This is a genomic window from Sediminitomix flava, from assembly GCF_003149185.1.
In the GTDB taxonomy this organism is placed as follows: domain Bacteria; phylum Bacteroidota; class Bacteroidia; order Cytophagales; family Flammeovirgaceae; genus Sediminitomix; species Sediminitomix flava.
In genome coordinates this window covers 159,862-181,949 of the sequence record NZ_QGDO01000003.1, presented here as the reverse complement: position 1 = coordinate 181,949, position 22,088 = coordinate 159,862, and the positions used below count along the sequence as shown (strand labels likewise).

The following is a 22,088-nucleotide window of genomic DNA, read 5'->3' as shown; positions in this document are numbered from 1 at the left end:
CTAGTTTGAAATCGTATAATTAATTTTTATAAAAAAGCTACGTCCCCAGCTAATAGGATAAAAAGCCTCTCGTCCTGTCTGAAGAACTAAACCTTTACTCCCATCTCCATCCAAGCCGATATCGGTGATATCAAATAAGTTTTTAGCTCCAGCTGTTAGCGTAATATTTTGCTTTAAGAAGAGTTTTGAAATGGTAAAATCCATAGTGTTGTAGTCGTCCAAAGTGAGGACACCTATACTACCATCTTCATTTTTAGAGAACTCAGACATTTTACCATTGTATTTATAGAAAATGTTGAATCTTATATTTTTTTCGTGCCAATTGTAGCTTCCGTTCAAGTTGGCTTCATAACTCTGATAGAAATTATCATCTGCTTCACTCCCGGAACGCGCTAAAAGACTTACTCCAGGATTCAACTCTAACCTTTTTCTCCAATTCAATGAAGCTGCTAGATTGAAACCGTAAGATTTAAAGTTTGGGATATTCTCATAAACCCTTGCAACAGGTACACTTTTAGGCACTTCTTCTGGAAGAGTATTCCGGTCAAGAATCTGTACTAATTCTATTTTGTTGTCAATCTTCGAGAAGAAAACAGTAGGTGTTAAGCTTAGCTTTAAAGAAGAAATCTTTTTGGTCCAAGTCAGTGAAGTATTAAAATTACTTCCCAATTCTGGCGATAAATCTGTATTTCCTACGATATAATGATTGGCATCTATAAACTCATAATAACGTTCTCGAACCGATGGAGTACGGTAGCCCATTCCATATGCAAAACGTACCTTTAGATTTTTATTAAAATCATACATCAAATTCAATGATGGTAGAATTGGTAGATTTGCATTTAGGAAGTTGATTTTCTTCGTATCGTAACCATCACTATGGATAAACCTCAATGCAGGCTGTACTTTAAAATGTTCACCAATAGGAATTTCTATTGCTGAAAACAATCCATATTCATTGAGATGACTTTCTGCATTCTCACTGATTCTCCCCCCTTCTGCTTGGTTCATATTGACCTCATAACCCATTGTCAGAAAAACGCCTTCGTCATTCTGATTATCTCCGATTACATAAGTTCCTCTTGATGTGATCGTCGAATAAGTTGTTGTGTCATGATCACTTGGTCTAGAACTTTTCCACTTCATATCATCAATTACATCTTGAATATATCTAGTCGATCCTCTTGTGTAGGTAGATATTCCATTCACAATATTGATGTATTGCTTGTCTGTTATTGCTCCATCAAGCGTCAAAGAAGCATTTACCCTTTGCGTATTGTAATAGCTATCACTTGCAATTTCTGAGAGTTTACTCGTATGCTGATTGAAGGCAGTAGTCGCATTCCCTTGACCTATTGCATTTTCCCAAAGCTGACCGTAAGTACCTGTAATATTGAGCCTTTTCAATCTTGCTTTGAGCTTTATATCCGTAATATACTGTGTGCGAGGATTCCAGTTTTGTTTTCGCTCACCTGTAGAAGAAAATCCATTAAACTGATTCCTGGCTCCATTTACACTTACAGAAAAATTCTCCCAACCTTTAGCCAAAGATAAATCTACATTGTATTGACCAACACTTTCAACATATGCATTACTTGCTACTAAATACTCCTCACTCTCATAACTTTTAGAGATAATATTGATAGTTCCAGCTAAAGCATTTGTCCCGTATTGCACAGACAAAGGTCCTTCCACAATTTCAACTCTTTCAACACTATTCAAATTGAGTTGACTCAAGTCAAACTCTCCACCTTCACCATTAACCAAAGGAACTCCATCTATCAACATTTTGACATTAGGACCAGAGATTCCTTGCATTACAATTCGGGTACCCAGTACATCGTCTTGAATGGTTTTCAAATTCAATTCTCCTTGTAAAAGATCGCTCAGATTTACTGCTGCTTTCCCTTCAATGATATCTGAATCTATTTTTTTAACTTGATATAACGACTTACTAGCTGTTGTAGGAATGAAAGCTCCTGTAACAACTACCTCATCAAGGTCACTCAAGTTCTCTTCTAGTTTTACCGTTAGGGTTTTAAAAGGAGTCGCCCATTTTTTTATACTCTGATGACCTAGATATGAAATCATCAATAAAGTTTTCTCTTGAATATCAATGACTACTTCACCATTCAAATCTGTAATCCACCCTTTCCCCTTTGCATTTTCAGTTACAATTGTCGCACCTACTAAAGGGAGTTGATCTTCAGTAGAGATTACTCTGATTTTAGTTTGCTGTTCTTGGGCATATAGCGATTGTATTGCGACACTGAAAAGCACGCATAAGCCCAACAGAACCTTATAACTATAAGATTCCACTAATTTGTTCGTATTCATCCTTATTAAAATATAGGATAGCAGGTCCTAGTCTGTTTTCTAGCTGTTAAACAGATAATTTATTTAATTATGAGATAGTAATTTATTGTCATGTACTTATCGAAAATCCATTCAATACTGAAGTATTTAAACAAAGGGAGGTCCTCGTAAATGGTTGAATACGAATACTCCCTTGTTTAAAAAAATACGATGAATATTAACAAATGACTCCCAACCTAGGACGTCAATAATGTTCAAAATTTGAGAACCAATACCTGATTCACGCGTGAAAAAAAGATCACAAAGATCACAGTCTGTGTCTTTGTGATCTAAAACTAATTCAAGAGAGACATCATCATGGTGCAAATGACGATGTTCTAAGGCATGTAACATATACAGGAAAGGTAAGGCTATATAAAACCCTACGAAGAACTTCACTCCTATGTTTGCTACACTTTTCACACTGGTAAAGTAACAATGATTATTTATTATATGCAACAGTGTCGCATTTAATTTTTAAATAAAAATAAAACCTACATAAAAGAATGAAGACTCTTATGTAGGTTTTGAATAAAAAAAGAAAAGTACTTTTTATTCGATTACTAAAGATGTGGAATGATTAAACTCTCGACCAATTAATGTTAAATGGTAGATTCCTTGAGACAAATCAGCTAGGTTAAATTGAAGTTCATGATTTCCTCTTTGCATCAACTGCTGACTTATTAATTTCTTCACTATACGTCCATGGTTATCATAAAGATTGATAGAAATAGAATCTGTTTTTTCTAATGTAAATGTAAACTGGAAAAGTCCATTACTAGGATTAGGAATTAATTTCATACCATTTTTGTACTCAGTAAAACCTCCCAATATAGTTTCTATACTATTTTTAGAAATCTGAATATTCAGTAATATACCATTATTGTGATTTGTATTCACCAAGATATTTCCATCTACACCTTCAGTAATACAGATTGGTAAATCATACTTATCTGTGATTAACGCTAGACTTCCATCTTCTTTTCTGTACTGATAAATCTCTCCTGCTTCGGTATCATTGATATAGATGTTTGAATCGTCATCTATTGCCAAACCTTCAGGATTCTTAAAATCAAAAGGAAGTGTTTGGATTACTTCTCCTTCAAGAGATATTTCTTTGACTCTTCCTGAAACGCCCACTCCTACTTGTTCAGAAACGAAAAATGAATTATTATTTGAATACACAATATCAAATGGGAGTGCTAGGTCTTTGACAAGTTCTTCTATAGCACTCTCTCCTAGTTTAAGAATTGAGCCAGTATAGGTAATCGCAAAAACATTTTCACCGTTATGAGTCAAATTCCAAGGTGAAGTAACAGCCCAAGTTTGAAGTTCATTAAAGTCTTTGTCATAACTTTTAATCATGTTTTCATATAAAAAAGCTACGTAAAGGGTATCCTCCATCCATAGTAAACCACTAACTCCCTCTCCTTTTATCCCTGTTAACTTAATATTTCCTGTGTACGGATAAGTCAAAGAATATACTGCTTCTTGATTTCCGTAGACTTTAAATGTATCTGAAAAATACAAGGTACTATCTTTTGCAACTGCCATACCATGAACAGCTGCAGGAAATGGGGAAATCTCCTTTATTTCAAACTCATAATTTGAACGAGATTGAGCATCAGTTTTATGATGTAAAAAAACGAATGAAGTAATAGTTAGAATTATACAAAAAATGGATTGCATTTTCATGATGTTCATGAGTTGCTATTTAGTAAATAAAAAATGATACAGTAAATTCTGATCAAACACTAAAGACTATCCAAAGAATTTCGTGTCTGATTAGATTGTTTTTTGAAAGCTGTAGGTGTCAGTCCTGTTACCTTTTTGAATTGACCTGAAAGGTACTGAACACTACTATAGCCCATTTGATAAGCAATTTCACTCATACTCAGCTCTCCGTACATAATCAATTCCTTGATACGCTCAACTTTCTGAGTGATGATATATTTCTCAATGGTAGTTTCCTCCAAAGAACTAAAAAGGTGAGATAAATAAGAGTATTCTTTTCCTAACTCCTTTTCCAATAAACTTGAGAAATTCTCCTTCATTTCCTCTTCGGAATGATGAATATGCTGGATAATTATTCCTTTGATTTTAGTGATCAATTGCTTTCGAGAATCTTCCAAGAGTTCAAAACCTTCCTCTTTCAGCTTCTCAGAAAGCTTTAATCTTTCATCCTCTGTCAATTCATGATTAATTTCTACCTCTCCCAATTCAATGCTAAGAGTTGGTATAGACAAATTAGAAAAAATATCCCTCACTGCTTTTACACAGCGAGGGCATACCATATTCTTTATATATATTTTTTGCTCTTGATTATTCATTCCAAATCCATTCACCACTTGTAGACATGTACTTAACCTTCCCTTGATTCTCTACTCTTATAACATCTTCAGAAACTCTTTTGACTATCTCACATTCGGGTTTCACCAAAAATTCACCTTGTCCGTTTACAACGCCTGTAAATCTATTCAACTTCACCCAGAAACCCTCATCATCTTGCCCTAATTCATTAAAAGTAGCATCATTTGGATAAGCTCCATCTTTGGTCATCAGTCTCCAAGTTCCTTCTTCTACTTTCTCGAACTTAATATCTTTCAGTACGTGACCATCAGCTGTTTTTATTGAGCGAGTCTTCCCAAATTTATTGATGTATTCTCCATATTTCTTTTTGGTCATCTGCACACGATAAGTCTCCTTTTTATCTCTCTGGCGAGTGATTTGCCACATTTCTCCTTTTTTGGCAAAGGCAAAATCGCCATAGAAATCTGTCACTTCATCAAATTTGGCTTTATAGATAGCTTTACCTGTAGGAAGGATATGATACTGTAAACCATTGGCTAAAGTCACCACAGCTCTATTTTCTTTGAAGCTTGAAGAAATTTCTCCTTCACTAATTAAACTGCCAACCTTTTCTCCTTTTCTATCTATGATTTCTTTTTCATTTACGACTGCAAAACCATCTGAGAATGCCATCGCATTATTGAATTGGGCTTGAAGAATTACCTTACCCGTATTATCTATATACCCCCACTTTCCTCTTTGCATGATAGCTGCTAGCCCATCTGAGAAGTTTTGTGCATTCTTGAAAGTACATGGAATGACTTGCTCTCCTTCAAGATTAATAAATCCATATTTACGCTCAGAAGATTTATCTGACTGAATCTGAACATAAGCAAGACCCTCTGAAAATTCACCGATACGTTTATAAAGGAATTTTGTAGTCGCTTTTCCATCTTCGTTGATAAGTGCCTGCCACTTTCGTCCTTTCTTAGTGATCTCACCGACAGCTAAACCATTTTGATCGTAGTCTCTTACAATCTTATATTTTCCAGAACCAAGACTTAAACCTCCTTCAGCCAATTCTTCAGAACTAACATTAGTTGGTTCCAACATGCCTTGCGCATTCAATCGGTAAGTTGCATCAGCATCCGTATAAACTTTAAGTAATTGTGGTTTTGTGTTTTCTATAAACTTCACACCCGAATATTTAATAGGAAGAATTTCTTTATTCTGCTCATCTACAGCTCCCCATTTCCCATCTTGCTCAACGATTATAATTCCTCCCTTCGGATCACTTACAGAAGTGTATGCAAAAGGTATCACAACATCTCCTTTATAATTAAGGAATCCATATCGGTCATTCATCTTCGCTTTTGCCAAACCTGATTGGGCTTTCCAAACTTGCTTAAAGTCTTCAGTCACTCCTTGATAACGGATAGGCAAAACTTCATTACCGTTATAATCTACAAAACCAATCAATCCATCTTTTTTGACTCTTGCTAATCCTCGGTTTTCAGCCCATACTTCTTCGTAATTCTCAACCCTTTCATAAATTGCATCTAAAACAATATTACCGTTGTAGTTGATATAACCAATAGACCTGCCCTTCACAATTCTAGCTATCCCACGTTTTGCCGCCCAAATCTCTTCAAATTTGTTAATACTGCTATAAACTGGCTCAACTAGAATCTGACCATTTTCTTTAATAAATCCTTGAGTACGGTAACGAACTACAGGTTCTTTGCCTCTATTAATCGTGTATTTTCCCTTATAAATTGGAGCAATTCCATTCTTAAATTCTCCCATAAAATCACAATCAATCTGAGGAGAGAATAGTAAGTGCCCTTTATTATTTACTAAACCGAAAAGTCCATCTTCTATCACATACGCTTTTCCATTTTTGAAAGAGCCCATTTCATTATACTTGAAAGGAATTATGTTTTGCCCTTTGGAATTGATAGCCCCCCAAAGTCCATCCTCATTCTTTACTCTAAATAACCCATCTTCAAGATTTGAAATGCTTACATAAGTTGGTTTTACTACAACCTCTCCTTTAGCATTTATAACTCCAAACTTTTTATCATTTCTGAAAACAGCTAGACCTTTATAAAAATCACCCGCTCTTTCAAAAGTAGGTTGAATAAGAATATCTGCATTTTCGTCTAGGAATCCATATTTATCATTCGAGAATTTTATCCAAGCTTTCCTTTCTCTATACTCTCCAATATCTTTAATTCGAAGTTCTTTCCCCTCAACTTGAAAAGCTTTTACCAACTCACCTTCTTTGCTAATAACGGCATCCCATGTTGTGTCATCTGCACACCTCGCCCAGTTGCTTTCAGCAAAATCAGTTACCACAAAATCAATGAGATCTTTTTTCTTGAATAGTATTTTTCCAGCATTTCCATCAATCAAGAATAATTCTTCTGTTCCTTCATGGTCAACTGTTTTTGCCATAGAAAGAGCTGTCTTTTCATCCTCATTTACCCAATAAAACTGCTTTCCCGAAAGAACATTGCTACCTAAAGCATTCTCAAGTGTAAAAACACCTCCTTTCTTCATCCATCTCAATTTCTTGATATCAGGATTAGTCTTAGCTTTCTCAGCCAGTACTTTTGCCAAAATCTTTTTCTGAGCAAGTTCAAAGGCTTTCTGATTGACGAATTCATTTGTTTCTAGCAACTCACCTTTGTCATCTAGAATAAATCTTGTCCTAGCATTTCCGATATGCCCTAATATTAGATCCTCTTCAAAAAGGATTTTATCATATTTTGGTTCTGCAATTAACTCTCCCAAGCTATTCACTAAGCCATACTTATTTTCTTTATTTATTCTAGCAATATTTTTTTGCCCTAAACTTTCAATAGAAAGATATTCCGTTGGTAAAATGATTTCTCCATCAGATTTTGACAACCCAAATTTCCCATCTTTTAACAACCTATAAATACCTTCTGTTTCAAAAGTTATTGCATCAAAAGAAGGTTTAATGATTTCTTTATTTTCAAGAGTGACCACTCCTACCTTAAAATTCTCCCATACAATAGCCTGCCCATTTGATAAAGTCTGAACTTTCTGAAATGAAAAAGGTAAGATTTCATTTCCGAGATGATTGATAACGCCTTTACCATTTTCAGTTTCTGCAATGGCTAAATTTTGAATATTAAAAGAAGAAAGATGTTTGTAAGTAAAAGGTATAATTACTTTTCCAGTCTTATCGATTGCTCCCCATTTCCCGTCTTTCACAACAGGAAAATAATCTTGTGCAGAAGCAACCAATGATAAAAAAAATAGAAAAATAAAGTGATAAACTCTCATAGTATACGTTTTCTTGCGATCATAAAATTATGCGCCAACTTGGATCAGCAAGTATAAACTTCCGAAGAAGAATGCCATTGCTAACCACACCCATTTCCCTATTTGATTATTGATTTTGGGAACTAGGAAGTAGAACACAAGGTGAAAAAGAAATGCAAAAATGTACCAAGCCAAATAGTTTTGAAATGGAATAGTTGCATCTGCCCAATTCCAAAAGTCGTACCGCATCGCTACTGGCTCCATAAAATAATCTGTTAATACCATCAGAGCAGAACCAAAAATAGCTTTTGTCCACCATTTATTTGAGAATTGTTCAACTACACAAGCGGTAGTATAAACCATCAGAACCCAATTTACCCCCATCATAAGAGGAACATCAAACAAAGCAAAACCTAATGTATCCCCATAAGCATATTCGCCGAAAATCACTCCAGTTTTAACCCCAAGAACCTCTACGCCATAACCACCTAAGAATACAAGAATTAAAGCTATTACGAGCTTCAAATTATAAGCAGGATGATAAATGAGCAGTAACCCCAAAGTCATCACCAAAGTCATAGGTGTTAAGTCTTGAAAAAGTGAAGCAAAAGCATACATCCCTACAATACCAACACTATAAAAAATGAATAAACTTGGTATTACTTTATTTAGCTTATTGGACAATGATATCTGATTTATAAATGACATACTGTATTTGCTAGTTTAATTCTTATAAGTATTCTTTAAGTGCTATATCGGTACTTACTTTTGCTGATAGTAAACACAATGGAATTCCACCACCAGGATGAACACTTCCTCCACAGAAGTATAATCCCTTGATTTTTGATGAGAAATTTGGGTGCCTTAAAAATGCTGCCATTCGATCATTTGAACTACTACCGTAAAGTGCTCCTTGCCAAGAAGCGGTATTTTGTTCAATACTTCTAGGGTCAAGAATTCGCTCAACTTCGATATGATCTGCGATATTATAGCCCAAAGATTTTTCTAATTTTTGAATTATATTTTTTCGACTTCGTTGAATGACTTCATCCCAATCTTGTGTACCATTATTTGCAGGGACATTGATCATCACAAACCAGTTTTCTGAATTTACTGGAGCATCTGAAGCTACTTCTTTTGAGCTAATATGAACATAAACCGTAGGGTCATCAGTCACTTTTTTATACTCAAAAAGATGATCAAATTCATCCTTATAATCAATGGAGAAGAAAATATTATGAACATCAAGTTCTGACTTCAAACCTTTCATACCCCAATAAAATATCAAACCAGAAGATGAACGTTCTTGTGCCAATGCTTTTTCTGGTGCTTTGGCTTTTGGCAATAATTTTCTGTAGGTAGGGTAAACATCCATATTGCTAAAAACAGCATCAGTAGTGTATTCATCTTTGTCTGTTTTTACACTAATCACTTTATTGTTTGAAAGTAGAATCTCATCTACACCCTCATTGAGTTTGAATTCCACTCCCAGAGAAGTTGCTAATTCATGAAGTTGATTTACAATATCTCTCATCCCATGAAGAGGGAAAAATGCACCTTCTGTAAATTCTAAACTTGGAATGATATTTAAAATACCAGGAGCTTTATAAGGATTTGAGCCATTGTAAGTAGCATATCGATCAAACAGTTGAACTAGTTTAGGATGTTTTAGTCTACGTTCATTAGCTTCATGCATACTCGTGAAAACATCGAACTGCGGAGTTCGGACTAATGCTTTCAGTACTTTAGGGTCTAAGAAAGTTTCTAGCTTATGTAACGATTTTGTAAGAAAAATATCACCTACATTTTGATCTATATTCTGACTGTATTTCAAATAATCAGAAATGACATCAGCTGGTACACCCAATTTTTCTTCTACTTCATTCGCAAACTTTTCAGATTCTGCATAAGCATTTAGTTTTGTTGCATCATCAAAAAAGTACTTACAAACAATGGGTAGCTGCTGGTATTTGAATGTGGATTTTCGACCTGCCAATTCAAATAATTCATCAATGAGGTATGGCTTAGTCAAAAGAGAAGGGCCCATATCAAAACGATAACCCTTTTCCTGAAACTCATCTAGTTTACCACCAACTTTATCATGTCTTTCGAATACGGTTACTTTGTGGCCTTTTAGAGCTAATCTGATTGAGGCAGCAATACCCGCAACACCAGAACCTACTATATGAATGTTTGTTTGAGCTTTCATCATTCAAAAAAATCTTTGATCGAAATTAAAACTAGCTCACACAATTTAAGTTTTTTGATTTTGATTTTTTAATGGAGTCAAATATTTAATCCATTGATTTTGGGTTTGCTAAATTCTTTTCTTGGTTATACTTGAACTGTGTTCTTCGAATTCCGACTGCCTTAAATGCGAAAAGAATCAATAGTGTAATCGCTACAAAAAAGAAAAAGGAACCCAAAATCAACACATAGCTTGGAATATGCTCATTTTCTACCTCATGAAAAAAGACAGCTAATATTCCTGATAGTACATAAAAACCTGCAGATATGTACAACAATACCGATGCTCGAGTCAAAAGACCTAATTGTTTTATTTTCTTTTCGGCAATTTCACTTTGAAACTTATTACAAGGTGAGTTCAAGAATTTTTCAATTTCTGTACTCAAACTCACAATCTGACTAACGGTAGACATAATGATCATGCCTATTCCAGGAAGGATAGTTATCGGGAAATACCACTCCATTACACTCATAAAAGATGAATAAAAAAGGCTTAGTATCACTACTAAGCCTTCTCAATATGAGTGGTTAAATTATTCTTGGCAAGGTTTGGATTTGTTTAGCTCAATAAGTTCTTGAACTTCCAATATTTCAAGACGACCTTCTTCACCTTCTGCTCTCTTTTTTTCTTGTGCTACAAAAGTAGCATAGACAAATTCAGCTTGAGCGCCCAACTTAAGGTATTCTTTCTCTAACTCATAAGATGATACCGCATAGATTTTACCTGTTTCACAACACTCAAAAATCGCAGCATCAGCAAAGTATTTATAACGTCCTTCGTAAAACTTAACTTTTTTAAAGTACATCTGCCCCGTCTCCAGTTTTATTTTTTTTAGCTGAAGCTGATCATGATCTTGAAGCATGCTACTCTTTTTGGTATTCTCCGTAAACTTTAGCGTATCTAAATCAGGTATATTTTTAGGTGAAAACTCTAATTGACGAATCCTTGAACGCTGAATATTTTCTCCATCATAAGTATTCTTTATCTCCTTAAAACAGCTTGTAGCCCCTCTCCCACATAAACGCTGTAATTCTTTATTTTCAGTTGCTAGAAGAGAGTTTCCACTTTCATCAAAAAAGAATTTGTATTCAGAATCTTTATAGCTAGAATGGTAAGATGCAAACAACTTCACTAAGCTATTTTCTTGATTAAAATACTTCACACAAGTCACTTTCACATCTCCAATTTGTTGTGAAGCACTTTCAATTTTAAGTTCTTTGTAATTTAAAATGGGATTCTTTTTACTCTGACAGCTTGAGAAAACAAGCGCTAAGAAAAAAAATGGAATTAGTAATCTTTTCATAAGTCTGCCTTAGTAGTATATAGTATATACTCAAAATTAGGAATAAATTAACATTTGAAAAATTATAGTTCAATAAAATCCTATCTTAAAACATTTAATAATCATCAATTTAGACGTGTAAGCAAATATGATCATTGAAAATACAATAGCATACGTGAAGGAAAGTTTGGCTGAGGCAGAAGGTGGACATGATTGGTGGCATATTTATAGAGTTTGGAAAACTGCTAAAACAATAGCGAAAGAAGAGTCAGTTGATCTTTTGGTGGTAGAATTGGGTGCTTTACTCCACGATATTGCAGATTCAAAATTTCATGATGGAGATGAAGAAATCGGTCCTAAAAAAGCAACTGAATTCCTAAAATCACAACAAGTTGATGAAGATGTTATTGCACATGTAGTCAATATTATCAAGCATATTTCTTTCAAAGGCGGAAATGAAAAACAAATGTTTAAATCTCCGGAATTGGATGTAGTACAAGATGCAGATAGACTTGATGCAATTGGTGCCATTGGCATTGCTAGGACATTCAATTATGGTGGTTTTAAAGGTAGAGAACTCTATAATCCTGAGGTTAAACCTAACCTAAATATGAGTAAAGAAGAGTATAAAAAGAGCACAGCACCAACCATCAACCATTTCTATGAGAAATTATTATTGCTCAAAGATCGTATGAATACTGCCAAAGGAAAAGAAATAGCTGAGCAGCGTCATTCGTTTATGGAAAACTACCTCGAACAGTTCTATGATGAATGGGAAGGTAAAAAGTAAACGCTTATCCTAAAATTCCTTTGTGAACATACTGATGAAATGCTATTTTTATCTCATATAAAAACATGTCATTCAGCATGTTCACATTTTATCGCTTAACATACCAATATCATGCATACTAACAACACAGCTAATTCTACAATCAGTCTTGAACAAACCGATTTTTATGAAATCGAAGACCTATTGACAGAAGAACAAATTCTGATTAGAAATAGCGTTCAGCAATTCGTTTCTAAAGAAGTTTCACCAATCATTGAAGAAGCATACGAACAAGCTATTTTTCCAAAACATTTAGTCTCTCTTTTTGGCGAAATGGGAATTTTTGGGCCTATGGTTTCTGAAGAGTATGGCGGAGGTGGCATGGACTACATCAGCTACGGACTCATGATGCAAGAACTCGAAAGAGGAGACTCAGGTATGCGCTCTACAGCTTCGGTACAAAGCTCATTGGTTATGTATCCTATATGGAAATACGGAACTGAAGCACAGAAACAGAAATACCTTCCTAAACTTGCTTCTGGTGAATACCTTGGTGCATTCGGACTTACCGAACCTAATCATGGATCAAACCCGTCAGGTATGGAAGCCAAACTAGAAGACAAAGGAGACTATTACATTTTGAATGGAGCTAAGATGTGGATTTCAAATGCTCCAGATTGTCATTTAGCAGTCATTTGGGCAAGAGATACGAGCACAGGTCGTATCAAAGGAGTTATTGTGGAACGAGAGATGGAAGGATTCTCAACTCCAGAAATTCATGGAAAGTGGTCTCTCAGAGCTAGTTGTACAGGAGAATTAGTTTTTGAAGATGTAAAAGTCCCTAAAGAAAATGTACTGACAGGAAGAGATGGTTTAGGAGCACCTCTTTCTTGTTTAGATTCTGCTCGTTATGGTATTTCATGGGGAGCTATTGGAGCTGCAATGGACTGTTATGAAACGGCAAAACGTTATGCTTTAGAAAGACATCAGTTTGATAAGCCTATCGCTAGCTTTCAGCTTACACAGAAGAAATTAGCTGAAATGCTCACAGAAATTACAAAGGCTCAACTTTTATGTTGGAGATTGGGTAAACTTATGGATGAAGGACGAGCGACTACCGCTCAAATCTCTATGGCGAAACGAAATAATGTTGAAATGGCACTCAATATTGCAAGAGAAGCTCGACAAGTATTAGGAGCGATGGGTATCACCAATAGTTTTTCCATTATGAGACATATGATGAATTTGGAATCTGTGATCACTTACGAAGGGACACACGATATTCACCTTTTAATTTTAGGAGCCGAAATCACAGGAATTCCAGCTTTTGCTTAGAAGATGGGAGATATAAAAATAAAAAAACTAGATGGAGCTGAGTGTATCTGCTTATTGGTTCACGGGATGAACAACAGTACAGAGGCACTCAGCCCTCTTTCTGAACATCTTCAAAAGATGCTCAAAGCACATATGCTTATTGTTCAGCTATCTGGTCATGAGCAAAAAGTATTGATGGCTGGAAAAATCAAAAGAAATTTTTGGGAAGAAGACCTCGTACAAGCCTATGAGCAAATCGAAGAATTCCAATATGAGCATATTTTTGAAGAGCGTTTACCTGTTTACTTTTTTGGATATTCATTAGGAGGCTTACTTCAATTATTACTACAAATGGAACATCCAGACCTTAAAGTGGATAAACAGATCTTTTTTGCACCCGCTTGTTTTTTGAGAACTAATATTGTTCGCCTAGATTCACTTCCTCAAATTTTAGACAGTTTACCCATACCAAGTCTTGCTCCAGATAGAGTTAGAAATACTTATTTTGTTCCTTTTCAATTTTACCGTTTTCTATTCGAGTCTGTAAAAGAGTTTGAACTGAGAACCGACGAGATTCCTAATACTCCTACCCTTGTTTTTTGTAATCCCGAAGATGAAGCAATAAGTATAAAGAAAGCCCACAGCTTTATCGATCAACCTCATCTCAGCAATTGGAAACTGGAACAAGTACATGCAGTTGGTAAAACAAAGCGAAAAAAATGGCAACACTTGATTATAGACCCTGAAACTATGGGAGATTCTGAGTGGGATAGAATGATGAAGTTAATACTTGACTTTTTAGGTCAAAATCAACTTCCTTCAGAGTAGGAAAATAGCATAATATTGTGATTTCCTTTACCTTCGAGAAAATCACAACCAAAAACTACTTTTTAAGAGCAATTCAAATCTTATGAAATACTTTTTTACACTGATCGCTTTATGCTTTTCATTTCATCCGATTTTTAGTCAAGAAAAACTAAAATATAGTGTAGATGAAGTTAAAGCAGATCTAGATTTCTTGTATTCAACTTTACAAGACACACATTACAATCTTTACATCAATACGCCTAAAAATGAGTATGATATAGCCTTTTCAGAACTCACAAACTCCATTACCGATTCATTAAGTTTATTAGACTCATACCGTATTTTACAACCTTTTACTGCTTTATCTGAGCTTGGACATTGTACATTTGATTTACCGTTTGCAAGACTTTATGGTAACTATATAAATGAAGAAGGTAAGTTATTTCCCTTAAACATTCGAATAGAAAATAATAAAGCATTTTTGACTCACAATCTATCTTCTGATTCTACATTAATGATAGGGAGTGAAATCGTTTCCATAAACGGAAAACCAATTGAAAATTACATTTCAGAAATTCATCATTATTTATCGGGGGAGAATTCGTACCTAAAAGATACATTTTTCGACCTTGTTTCTTTCCCAAGAATGTTGTGGGTTTTAGAAGATATAAAAGATAGCTACACCGTTAAAGTTAGAGTAGATGATAAGTCTATTTCTTCACATAAAATTCAAGCAATTTCAGCTTTAGAATTTGAGACCGAATTCAGCAAAGTGCCACAGATTTTTGATAACAGAAGGACTTTTAAGATCATAGATAACATTGCATATCTCAAACCAGGTCCTTTCATGAATTTGGAAAGTAGTGGTAACTCTTCTGAAATCGAAACTTTCAATACTAATGAATTTAAGAACTTTGTAGATTCAGCTTTTCTAAAAATCAGAGAAGGCAAGCATAATCAATTGATTGTCGATTTAAGGAATAACAGTGGAGGTAGTAATTCTTTTAGTGATCAGATTATAGCATATTTCGCTGATAAACCTTTCAAATTCTGTTCAAAATTTGAAGTGAAGACCTCTAAAATCACGAAAGAATTTTGGGAAAAGGTAGAAGACACTCAGAACAAAGAATTAAAAGAGAGTATACTATCTCATAAGAATGGCGAAATTTTCACTTCAGATATATCACTCAATCAACCACAAGCTGATTCTCTTCAATTCAAAGGAAAAGTTTATGTATTGATAAATAGATATAGCTACTCTCAAGCCACAGTTACTGCAGCCATGATTCAAGATTATAAGTTTGGAACACTTATCGGTGAAACTACTGCAGATGTGCCAACTACTTATGGTGCAATTCATCAATTTGAACTACCAAACACTAAAATCTCAGTTAGCTATCCGAAAGCATTTATTATAAGACCAAATGGAAACACTGAATTAAAAGGTACAACACCTGACATTAAAGTGACTCCAAATCGATTTACAGAAAAGGATGAAATACTAGATTATGCGATAGAGTTTATCAAGAAAGATATCTAGTCGAATTTATTCGTCATATTTTTCTAAAAAACAAAAGCAGTAAAACCTCTGCATGGATGTTTTACTGCTTTTGTCAATTAATTTCACACCTAATTTATCGTGTAAATCGAATCGCTCCACAAGTTCCTAAGTCAGAATGCATTCGTCTTACTTTTGCTTTATTTTTAGAGCTGATCAAAATAGCTGCAGTACAAGGAGGCGTATCACCTAAGCTATGAGCAAACATGACAAGCACATTTTCCTTTCCTTCTTCATACTTCAAGTCTACTTTTAATTTCTTCTTTTCTCTTAAAGTATAATCTTTCAACACCCATTTTCCATTGAAGAGTAAAGAAACGATATCGCCATCTTCAGTCTTATCATCCCAAAGTCTCACAAAAAACTCATCACTGTCCAACTCAAAAGTATATTGCTCTTCAAGTTCTCGTCCTTTCAGAGGGTCATCTTTTTCTTTTGGCTTTTCCTCTTCTACTTTGGCTACAACAACTTCTTCAACTACTGCTGTTTGCTCGCTTTCTTCAGCAGGCTTCTCTTGTGCTATGATCTTGACATCTTCACTCAGTTCATCTTTTGGAATATGAAACAAAGAAACTTGATCTACAAACACATAAGCTTGAGGGTCTATATCATAAAATAAATATTTGATATCTAGATCATGATCAAATTTGAAATTACCGATAGTAAGATATTGATAGTTTTCTTCTGCAATGAAATCAAAAGTTACCTTTTGCCATTGAGTTGTGTAAAGAATATCTTCAATACTAAAATGTGGAATAACTTCTAGAGGCTCATGTACATATTGTTGTAAACGATCTTTGGTAAAGCTAACTCCAAGTCCATTTGTTACTATATTTCCAAAAGTTGTTTTATTTCCTCCATTCACATAAAATGTAAATCGGTAGGCCTCTCCTTCCTGTAAAGGTTGAAGCAATTTCACTTCTCCATACTCTCTGTAATTTGAAACTCGCTGCATATAGGTAATTAAACCCATAGCTGATTTTCCATCTTGAGGATAAAAAGTTGATTGGAGTTTTTTAAGATCATATTTATCATTTAAAAACATATGATCGGGTGTTCCATAGTACTTCCCAGGCTTCAGTTGATTGGCATTTTCCCAGTAGCTTGCATTTTCTAAAAGAGATTGCCCTATTGCTTCCTCTTTGAAAGACTCAAAACTTGCATTAGGCACTAAGTTTTGGGCGTAAACAGAAGATATAAATAAAAGCTGAAAGATTATATAAATTGAATATTGAAGGATTTTCATTCCTTATTTGATTGATCGTTGAAGAATGTTACCAGTTTAAATGTTCGACCTCACAGTTTGGGTAGAATGCTAAAGGTGCAAATGCAAAAGAGCTTTTAAACTCCATTTTTTTAAGTTGTTGTCCATGAAGATCACCTTTCACGCATTGTCCTCTAAAATTCCAAATGGACTGAGTTTCTTGATCCATAAAATGACCTTTCTCTGCCTTTACAAATGTGAGATGTTGTCCATCATGAAAAGAAGAAAAGACATTAAAAGAGCCCACTTCAGCACCTTCAGCAATGACTTGCTCATCGAGCATTGATTTTACCCCTTCTTTATAAAAGATGGTTATAAATTTATCTTTAGGCTCTAAATTTAAAACCCCTTGTTTTCTTACTTCTTCTTGAGGCAAAAGAAAGTGACCATCAAATATTTTTATACATAAAACTCTTTGCATCGCCATCAGACGACCATCAATAGGCCCATCATAAAGCAATGGTTTTACCTTATAAAGATCATCGTACTTGTAATAAGGTGTTTGGCCATAAGCTAATAAAGGGTCTAATTCATGTTCAGTCATGAGCATCCCCCAATCATATAGTTTGAAAAAGTCTTTTAGGCTCATAACTTCAGATGGTATTTGCTTTAGTTCAGTACCAATCAAATCACCCGTTAAAGCTTTACCTGTATATTGTTGCCACCAGGTTTCAGTCTGCTTGTCATATAAAACTGTATTTCCTCTACGAAGCATCCCACTTACCTTAAAATCTAATTCTCTTTCATATCGATCTCCATTTGTATTACGCTGAAATACTGTCAATGCGTCTGAAATAGGACAATAAGAAACTAGAATTGGAATTCCTCCTAGTCGATCATTTATAACTTGATGATACAAAAGGGCAGAATATGGATAAGCTTTGGTTTGACCACCATAGCTAACTACAACTACCGCATCATGCAATTCATAGGGATTATACTCTACTGCAAGTCGTCTAAAATAAAAAGAGGGATAATTTATAGGCTTGAAAGCATCTCTTTTGACAAAGGCCGAATATTCTGAAAGATTGACTTTTGTTTTGTTTTTATTGGTCTCCCAATAACTCGTTGCCCTCACTTTATCTTTTTGAGCCCAAGAAGCCAAAGGACTCAGCAAAAGTATGAAAAATAGAAGCTTATACATTTGTTTGTTGTTTTGTAAGCTTTGTGTGCTTAATACCTAAGCATAAAGGATTATTAAATTCTTTTGGTTTCTACATGCATACTTAATCCTACTCGTACATTATTTATTTAATATGAGAAGGAACTTAGATGCAAAAAATATAGTGTTTGTAAATATAGGAAATATAAATAATAGGATGAGTCTCCTACAAAAAGAATCATTTCCATTTTTAATATTCAGATTCTAATAAAAACAGACCATTCTTTAGTGTTTTTCAGAAAAACACTTACAGCTGTGGAATAGAATCGAAATGCATTTAGTTTAAAGATTAGCATTGAGACCAAGCCCTGCTTTGTTGAAAATGTAGGAAGAAAGAGTTGTGACTGAAGGTGGGCATTAGATCGACTGACTATGAGTAATAAACAAACACGCATCGATAGTTTATTTGAAGAACTACGAAACATAAAAGATCAGCGATTAATCAAACAAACAGAAGAGCAAATACTAGCGATTTGGCTTGAAAGTGAGGATGAATTAATCAAAACTCTAATGGAAAAAGGCTTAGAGTTTATGAAACAGAAAGAATATAGAAACGCCATCACTCTATTTTCAGAGGTGATTGTATTAAAACCTACTTATTCAGAGGGTTGGAATAAAAGAGCTACAGCTTTTTATCTTACTGGTGAATACAAAAAAGCAATATATGATATAAGAAATACACTAAAATTAGAAGAAAGACATTTCGGAGCAATGTCAGGGTTAATCGCAATTCTGATTGAAATGAAATTTTATGAAGAAGCTATTAAGCAATTAGAAAAGATAAAATATATAACTCCCAACAGAAAAGGGGTTAATGAGCAAATTGTTAAACTCAGGACACGACTAAGTTGTTAGATACTTTTTGATCAGACTAACTCTCCTTCAAGGTGTACCTTAGAGTGTCGTGACGATGGGTCATCTTGATCGGGAGGTAATATATATACTCCAGGAGGTAGGTCTATTTCTGGTTCATCAATCGGAGCATCCCAGCCGCCTCCATTACCACTTCCATCATCATCATCCCTTGTACTATCCCTATGATAAGATGATTTGACATAATAAATCATCAATACAATCAGAAATACATAAATAAGGACAAATATGGTAATATTTAATGTCGACATTGGGCTTAAATTTTAATTACTAAGTACAAGACTCAGCTAAGTTTTTAGAATTACATCTATCGTCAGATTATGTTTATTTAATAATTTAAAGAATAAACTACTAATAACATAATTTATGTTTTTCACCCTACCAATTTTCTTCACTGCTGAATAAGTAACACTTAAATAAAAGTGTTTGTTTTACATTTTAATATTCTAAATCATACAAAACAGAACTTTTAACACTAATTAGAAATTTTCACTTCTTCTTTATTGTAATAGGTAACTATTTGATAAGTATTGTCATAAAAATTATATCGGAGCTCATCTTTCGTTGGGAACAAGATTGAATAGCCGTCAATTTTATCTAAACCATACTTGCCATCTAAAATTGAAAAAATGTAGCCATTTCCTAGATCAATGATGTCATCATACTTCTCATAAATAGATTGATCTCCTGTGTAACTTAAAATACCAACTTTACCTGCTTTTTCAATCAGCCAATTCCCTTTAGGACTCGCCTTGATTTTATCATATTTATAAGGGATTAGTAGGCTCCCATCTCTTTTTATCACTCCAAACTTACCATTCAGTTTTACAATTGCTGTTCCATTGGAAAAAGATGATGCTTCTTCCCAATTAGGCTGAATCTCGAATCGATCTTCTTTATTCAAGTAGCCCCATCGATGATTGATTTTCACTGGTGCAATTCCTTCAGAGAAATGTTTAGCATCATCGTACCTTAGAGAAATACGGAGACGTCCTAAATAATCTACAAAACCAAAAAAGTCACCTTTTTGAATGACAGCATATTGTTCATGATGAGTATCAATTCGATCTGCAAAATCATAACAACCAGGTAATGGAATCTTTGACTCATAGATATTCATAAAATAGTCTACTCCATCACGGCTCATACTCACTGTTTCATCTTCCTTGATTAAAGAAATTTTATCATATACTACAGGCAGACAGAATTCACCTTTGTCATTTAGTAAACCATATTGATTAGCATACTTTAAAAGTACACTTCCATCTTCTCTAATTTTATATGTTTCCCCATTTGATCTAAACAACTCTATTCCATTAATATCAAGAGTTTCCCAAATACCTTGATCTCTGATGAGGTACAAATCTTCACTTATTGATTGCATATAATCTACTACTGGGCTAATAATCCAATCTTGTTGTTTGTTTATTACGCCATAGTAATCATCTCTTTTAGCTACTGCATGTTTCCCAATAAATGGTTCTGCATTTTTATAAATAAATGGAATAGTGACCTTAAGGTTTGTATCTAAATATCCAAAACGAGTTCCTTTTTTGGCTAAGAAAAGCTCCGATGATAAAGAACTAATAATTGAATACTTATGATTTGTCAGGTTCTGACCTTGGAAATCATATAAATCAAATGTCCCATCAAAGTAACAGACACGGTATATGTTGTTCTTTTCAAGAAAAATATCTTTAAAAATAGGTTGTAAGATGATTTTTCCATCTTGATTAATGATTCCTTTATTCTCTCCTTTTTTAACGAGAGAATGTCCATGTGACCAATATGTATCTATCCAATCATAACCTTGAAAAATGATTTGATTATCTTTTGAATTCCATACCCCAACTTTTTCATTTATGTGGTAACGGTATAAATTTGGATAAATATTTATAATAGAATCAGCGTGAAGGGTATACTGTATCTGACCTTCATTATTTATGATTTCAAATTGAGTTGCTTTTTGGTAAAAATAAGAGGAGTCTGTTATGGAAATACTCTTGTGAATGAAAGGTTGATTGATACTGATGTCTTTGTTGAAAATCCCCCAAAGTCCATCCTTTTGAGCTAAAATATGACCAAAGTTATTTGGTGAGTTAATCTTTTCAAATTCAAACTTCTGTAGTTGTTTGCCCTTTTCATTGAAAATTCCCCAAAGCCCGTTCTGAGATTTTACAGCATATAACCCATTTTTTAAGCTTTCTATTTTAGGGTAAGAACAACCTAAAACTTCCTTTCCATTTTGAGTTAATACGCCATAGAAATATTGATTACCAATACTTTTTTCAACTAAAACATTTGAAGAACCATAAATAGGTCTAATAGAATTATAAATAAAAGGAATGATTTCTTTCCCTGTAAGATTTATCGCACCGAAATTATATTTCTTTGTAAGTGAATCATACTGAGCAACAGGAGCTAGTTTTCGGATGAAATAGTGAATGCTATCATAAGAAGGTTTTACAATAATTTCACCTTCTTTATTTATCAATCCCCATTTACCATCCTTTTTGAATCCGATATGATTGAAATAAAAATATGAGTAGAGCGCATTTGCTTCATCATCAGACCAACCAATTTGTTCAAAAGGTTCTTCATTAATTGGGTTTCCTTTGGAATTAATCAAAAAGAAGCCTGCTTCAGTTTGTACCCTTCCATAGTTTTCTATAAAAGGATATGCAGAAATAAACTGTGGTGCTATCTTGAATTCAGAAGTATCATATTCATATACATACCCATATTTTTCTTCTGCCTCAGAAAACTTGGGCACTAACTTTCCCTGTGCAAAAACTTTTGCAGTAATCAAACTCAACCCACAAAACAAAAGACTGATGAAAATTCTCCTCATTATATCCAAATACCTTCTTTCA

The 22,088-nt window shown here is 34.2% G+C and carries 17 protein-coding genes; 5 read left to right on the top strand and 12 right to left on the bottom strand.

Features of this window, described 5'->3' with window-relative positions; translation table 11 throughout:
• The 8 genes from BC781_RS12835 to BC781_RS25415 all read right to left on the bottom strand — a co-directional run bounded on the left by BC781_RS12835 (position 1) and on the right by BC781_RS25415 (position 11,489).
• Entirely contained in the window at positions 1-2,337 is a 2,337-nt protein-coding gene (locus BC781_RS12835; RefSeq protein WP_109618311.1) for a TonB-dependent receptor, read from the bottom strand.
• A gap of 570 nt (positions 2,338-2,907) precedes the next feature.
• Positions 2,908-4,059, bottom strand: coding sequence for a T9SS type A sorting domain-containing protein (locus BC781_RS12825; protein WP_109618307.1), 1,152 nt, complete (start codon positions 4,057-4,059; stop codon positions 2,908-2,910).
• Between the two features lie 50 nt (positions 4,060-4,109).
• Positions 4,110-4,685, bottom strand: coding sequence for a helix-turn-helix domain-containing protein (locus tag BC781_RS12820; RefSeq protein WP_109618305.1), 576 nt, complete (start codon positions 4,683-4,685; stop codon positions 4,110-4,112).
• On the bottom strand, positions 4,678-7,959 hold the full coding sequence (locus BC781_RS12815) for a WG repeat-containing protein (protein WP_109618303.1): 3,282 nt from the start codon (positions 7,957-7,959) through the stop codon (positions 4,678-4,680). Before BC781_RS12815 ends, BC781_RS12820 begins: the two co-directional genes overlap by 8 nt.
• A 27-nt stretch (positions 7,960-7,986) precedes the next feature.
• Positions 7,987-8,646: a carotenoid biosynthesis protein gene (locus tag BC781_RS12810; protein ID WP_109618301.1), complete on the bottom strand. Its 660-nt coding sequence runs from the start codon at positions 8,644-8,646 to the stop codon at positions 7,987-7,989.
• A gap of 22 nt (positions 8,647-8,668) precedes the next feature.
• Positions 8,669-10,150, bottom strand: coding sequence for a 1-hydroxycarotenoid 3,4-desaturase CrtD (crtD, locus tag BC781_RS12805; RefSeq protein WP_317047237.1), 1,482 nt, complete (start codon positions 10,148-10,150; stop codon positions 8,669-8,671).
• Between the two features lie 82 nt (positions 10,151-10,232).
• Positions 10,233-10,658 carry a hypothetical protein gene (locus BC781_RS12800; protein WP_109618299.1) on the bottom strand — a complete coding sequence of 142 codons (426 nt, stop codon included), beginning with the start codon at positions 10,656-10,658 and terminating at the stop codon, positions 10,233-10,235.
• 60 nt (positions 10,659-10,718) lie between these two features.
• On the bottom strand, positions 10,719-11,489 hold the full coding sequence (locus BC781_RS25415; protein WP_146201683.1) for a hypothetical protein: 771 nt from the start codon (positions 11,487-11,489) through the stop codon (positions 10,719-10,721).
• Between the two features lie 127 nt (positions 11,490-11,616).
• Here BC781_RS25415 and BC781_RS12790 point away from each other — a divergent pair, with 127 nt between their 5' ends.
• From BC781_RS12790 to BC781_RS12775, 4 genes are all read left to right on the top strand, one after another.
• Entirely contained in the window at positions 11,617-12,258 is a 642-nt protein-coding gene (locus BC781_RS12790) for an HD domain-containing protein (RefSeq protein ID WP_109618297.1), read from the top strand.
• Positions 12,259-12,369: 111 nt separating this feature from the next.
• A complete protein-coding gene (locus tag BC781_RS12785; RefSeq protein ID WP_109618295.1) occupies positions 12,370-13,572 on the top strand; it encodes an acyl-CoA dehydrogenase family protein in 1,203 nt (400 codons plus the stop codon).
• Between the two features lie 3 nt (positions 13,573-13,575).
• The gene (locus tag BC781_RS12780) at positions 13,576-14,379 is read left to right on the top strand and encodes a serine aminopeptidase domain-containing protein (RefSeq protein WP_109618293.1); all 804 of its coding nucleotides are present in this window, start codon (positions 13,576-13,578) and stop codon (positions 14,377-14,379) included.
• Between the two features lie 82 nt (positions 14,380-14,461).
• Positions 14,462-15,898 (top strand): S41 family peptidase, encoded by a 1,437-nt coding sequence (locus BC781_RS12775; protein ID WP_109618291.1) that lies wholly within the window; start codon positions 14,462-14,464, stop codon positions 15,896-15,898.
• Between the two features lie 94 nt (positions 15,899-15,992).
• Here BC781_RS12775 and BC781_RS12770 read toward each other — a convergent pair whose 3' ends face one another.
• On the bottom strand, positions 15,993-17,162 hold the full coding sequence (locus tag BC781_RS12770; protein ID WP_109618289.1) for a hypothetical protein: 1,170 nt from the start codon (positions 17,160-17,162) through the stop codon (positions 15,993-15,995).
• Between the two features lie 28 nt (positions 17,163-17,190).
• Positions 17,191-18,324, bottom strand: a complete 1,134-nt coding sequence (locus tag BC781_RS12765) for a DUF3179 domain-containing (seleno)protein (protein WP_109618287.1) — start codon at positions 18,322-18,324, stop codon at positions 17,191-17,193.
• Positions 18,325-18,714: 390 nt separating this feature from the next.
• Here BC781_RS12765 and BC781_RS12760 point away from each other — a divergent pair, with 390 nt between their 5' ends.
• Positions 18,715-19,197 (top strand): tetratricopeptide repeat protein, encoded by a 483-nt coding sequence (locus BC781_RS12760; protein WP_109618285.1) that lies wholly within the window; start codon positions 18,715-18,717, stop codon positions 19,195-19,197.
• Between the two features lie 11 nt (positions 19,198-19,208).
• On the opposite strand, the gene BC781_RS12755 is transcribed toward BC781_RS12760, so the two are convergent.
• Both BC781_RS12755 and BC781_RS12750 read right to left on the bottom strand, forming a co-directional pair.
• Positions 19,209-19,466 (bottom strand): hypothetical protein, encoded by a 258-nt coding sequence (locus BC781_RS12755; RefSeq protein ID WP_109618283.1) that lies wholly within the window; start codon positions 19,464-19,466, stop codon positions 19,209-19,211.
• 224 nt (positions 19,467-19,690) lie between these two features.
• Positions 19,691-22,066, bottom strand: a complete 2,376-nt coding sequence (locus BC781_RS12750) for a WG repeat-containing protein (RefSeq protein WP_109618280.1) — start codon at positions 22,064-22,066, stop codon at positions 19,691-19,693.
• Positions 22,067-22,088 lie beyond the last annotated feature (22 nt).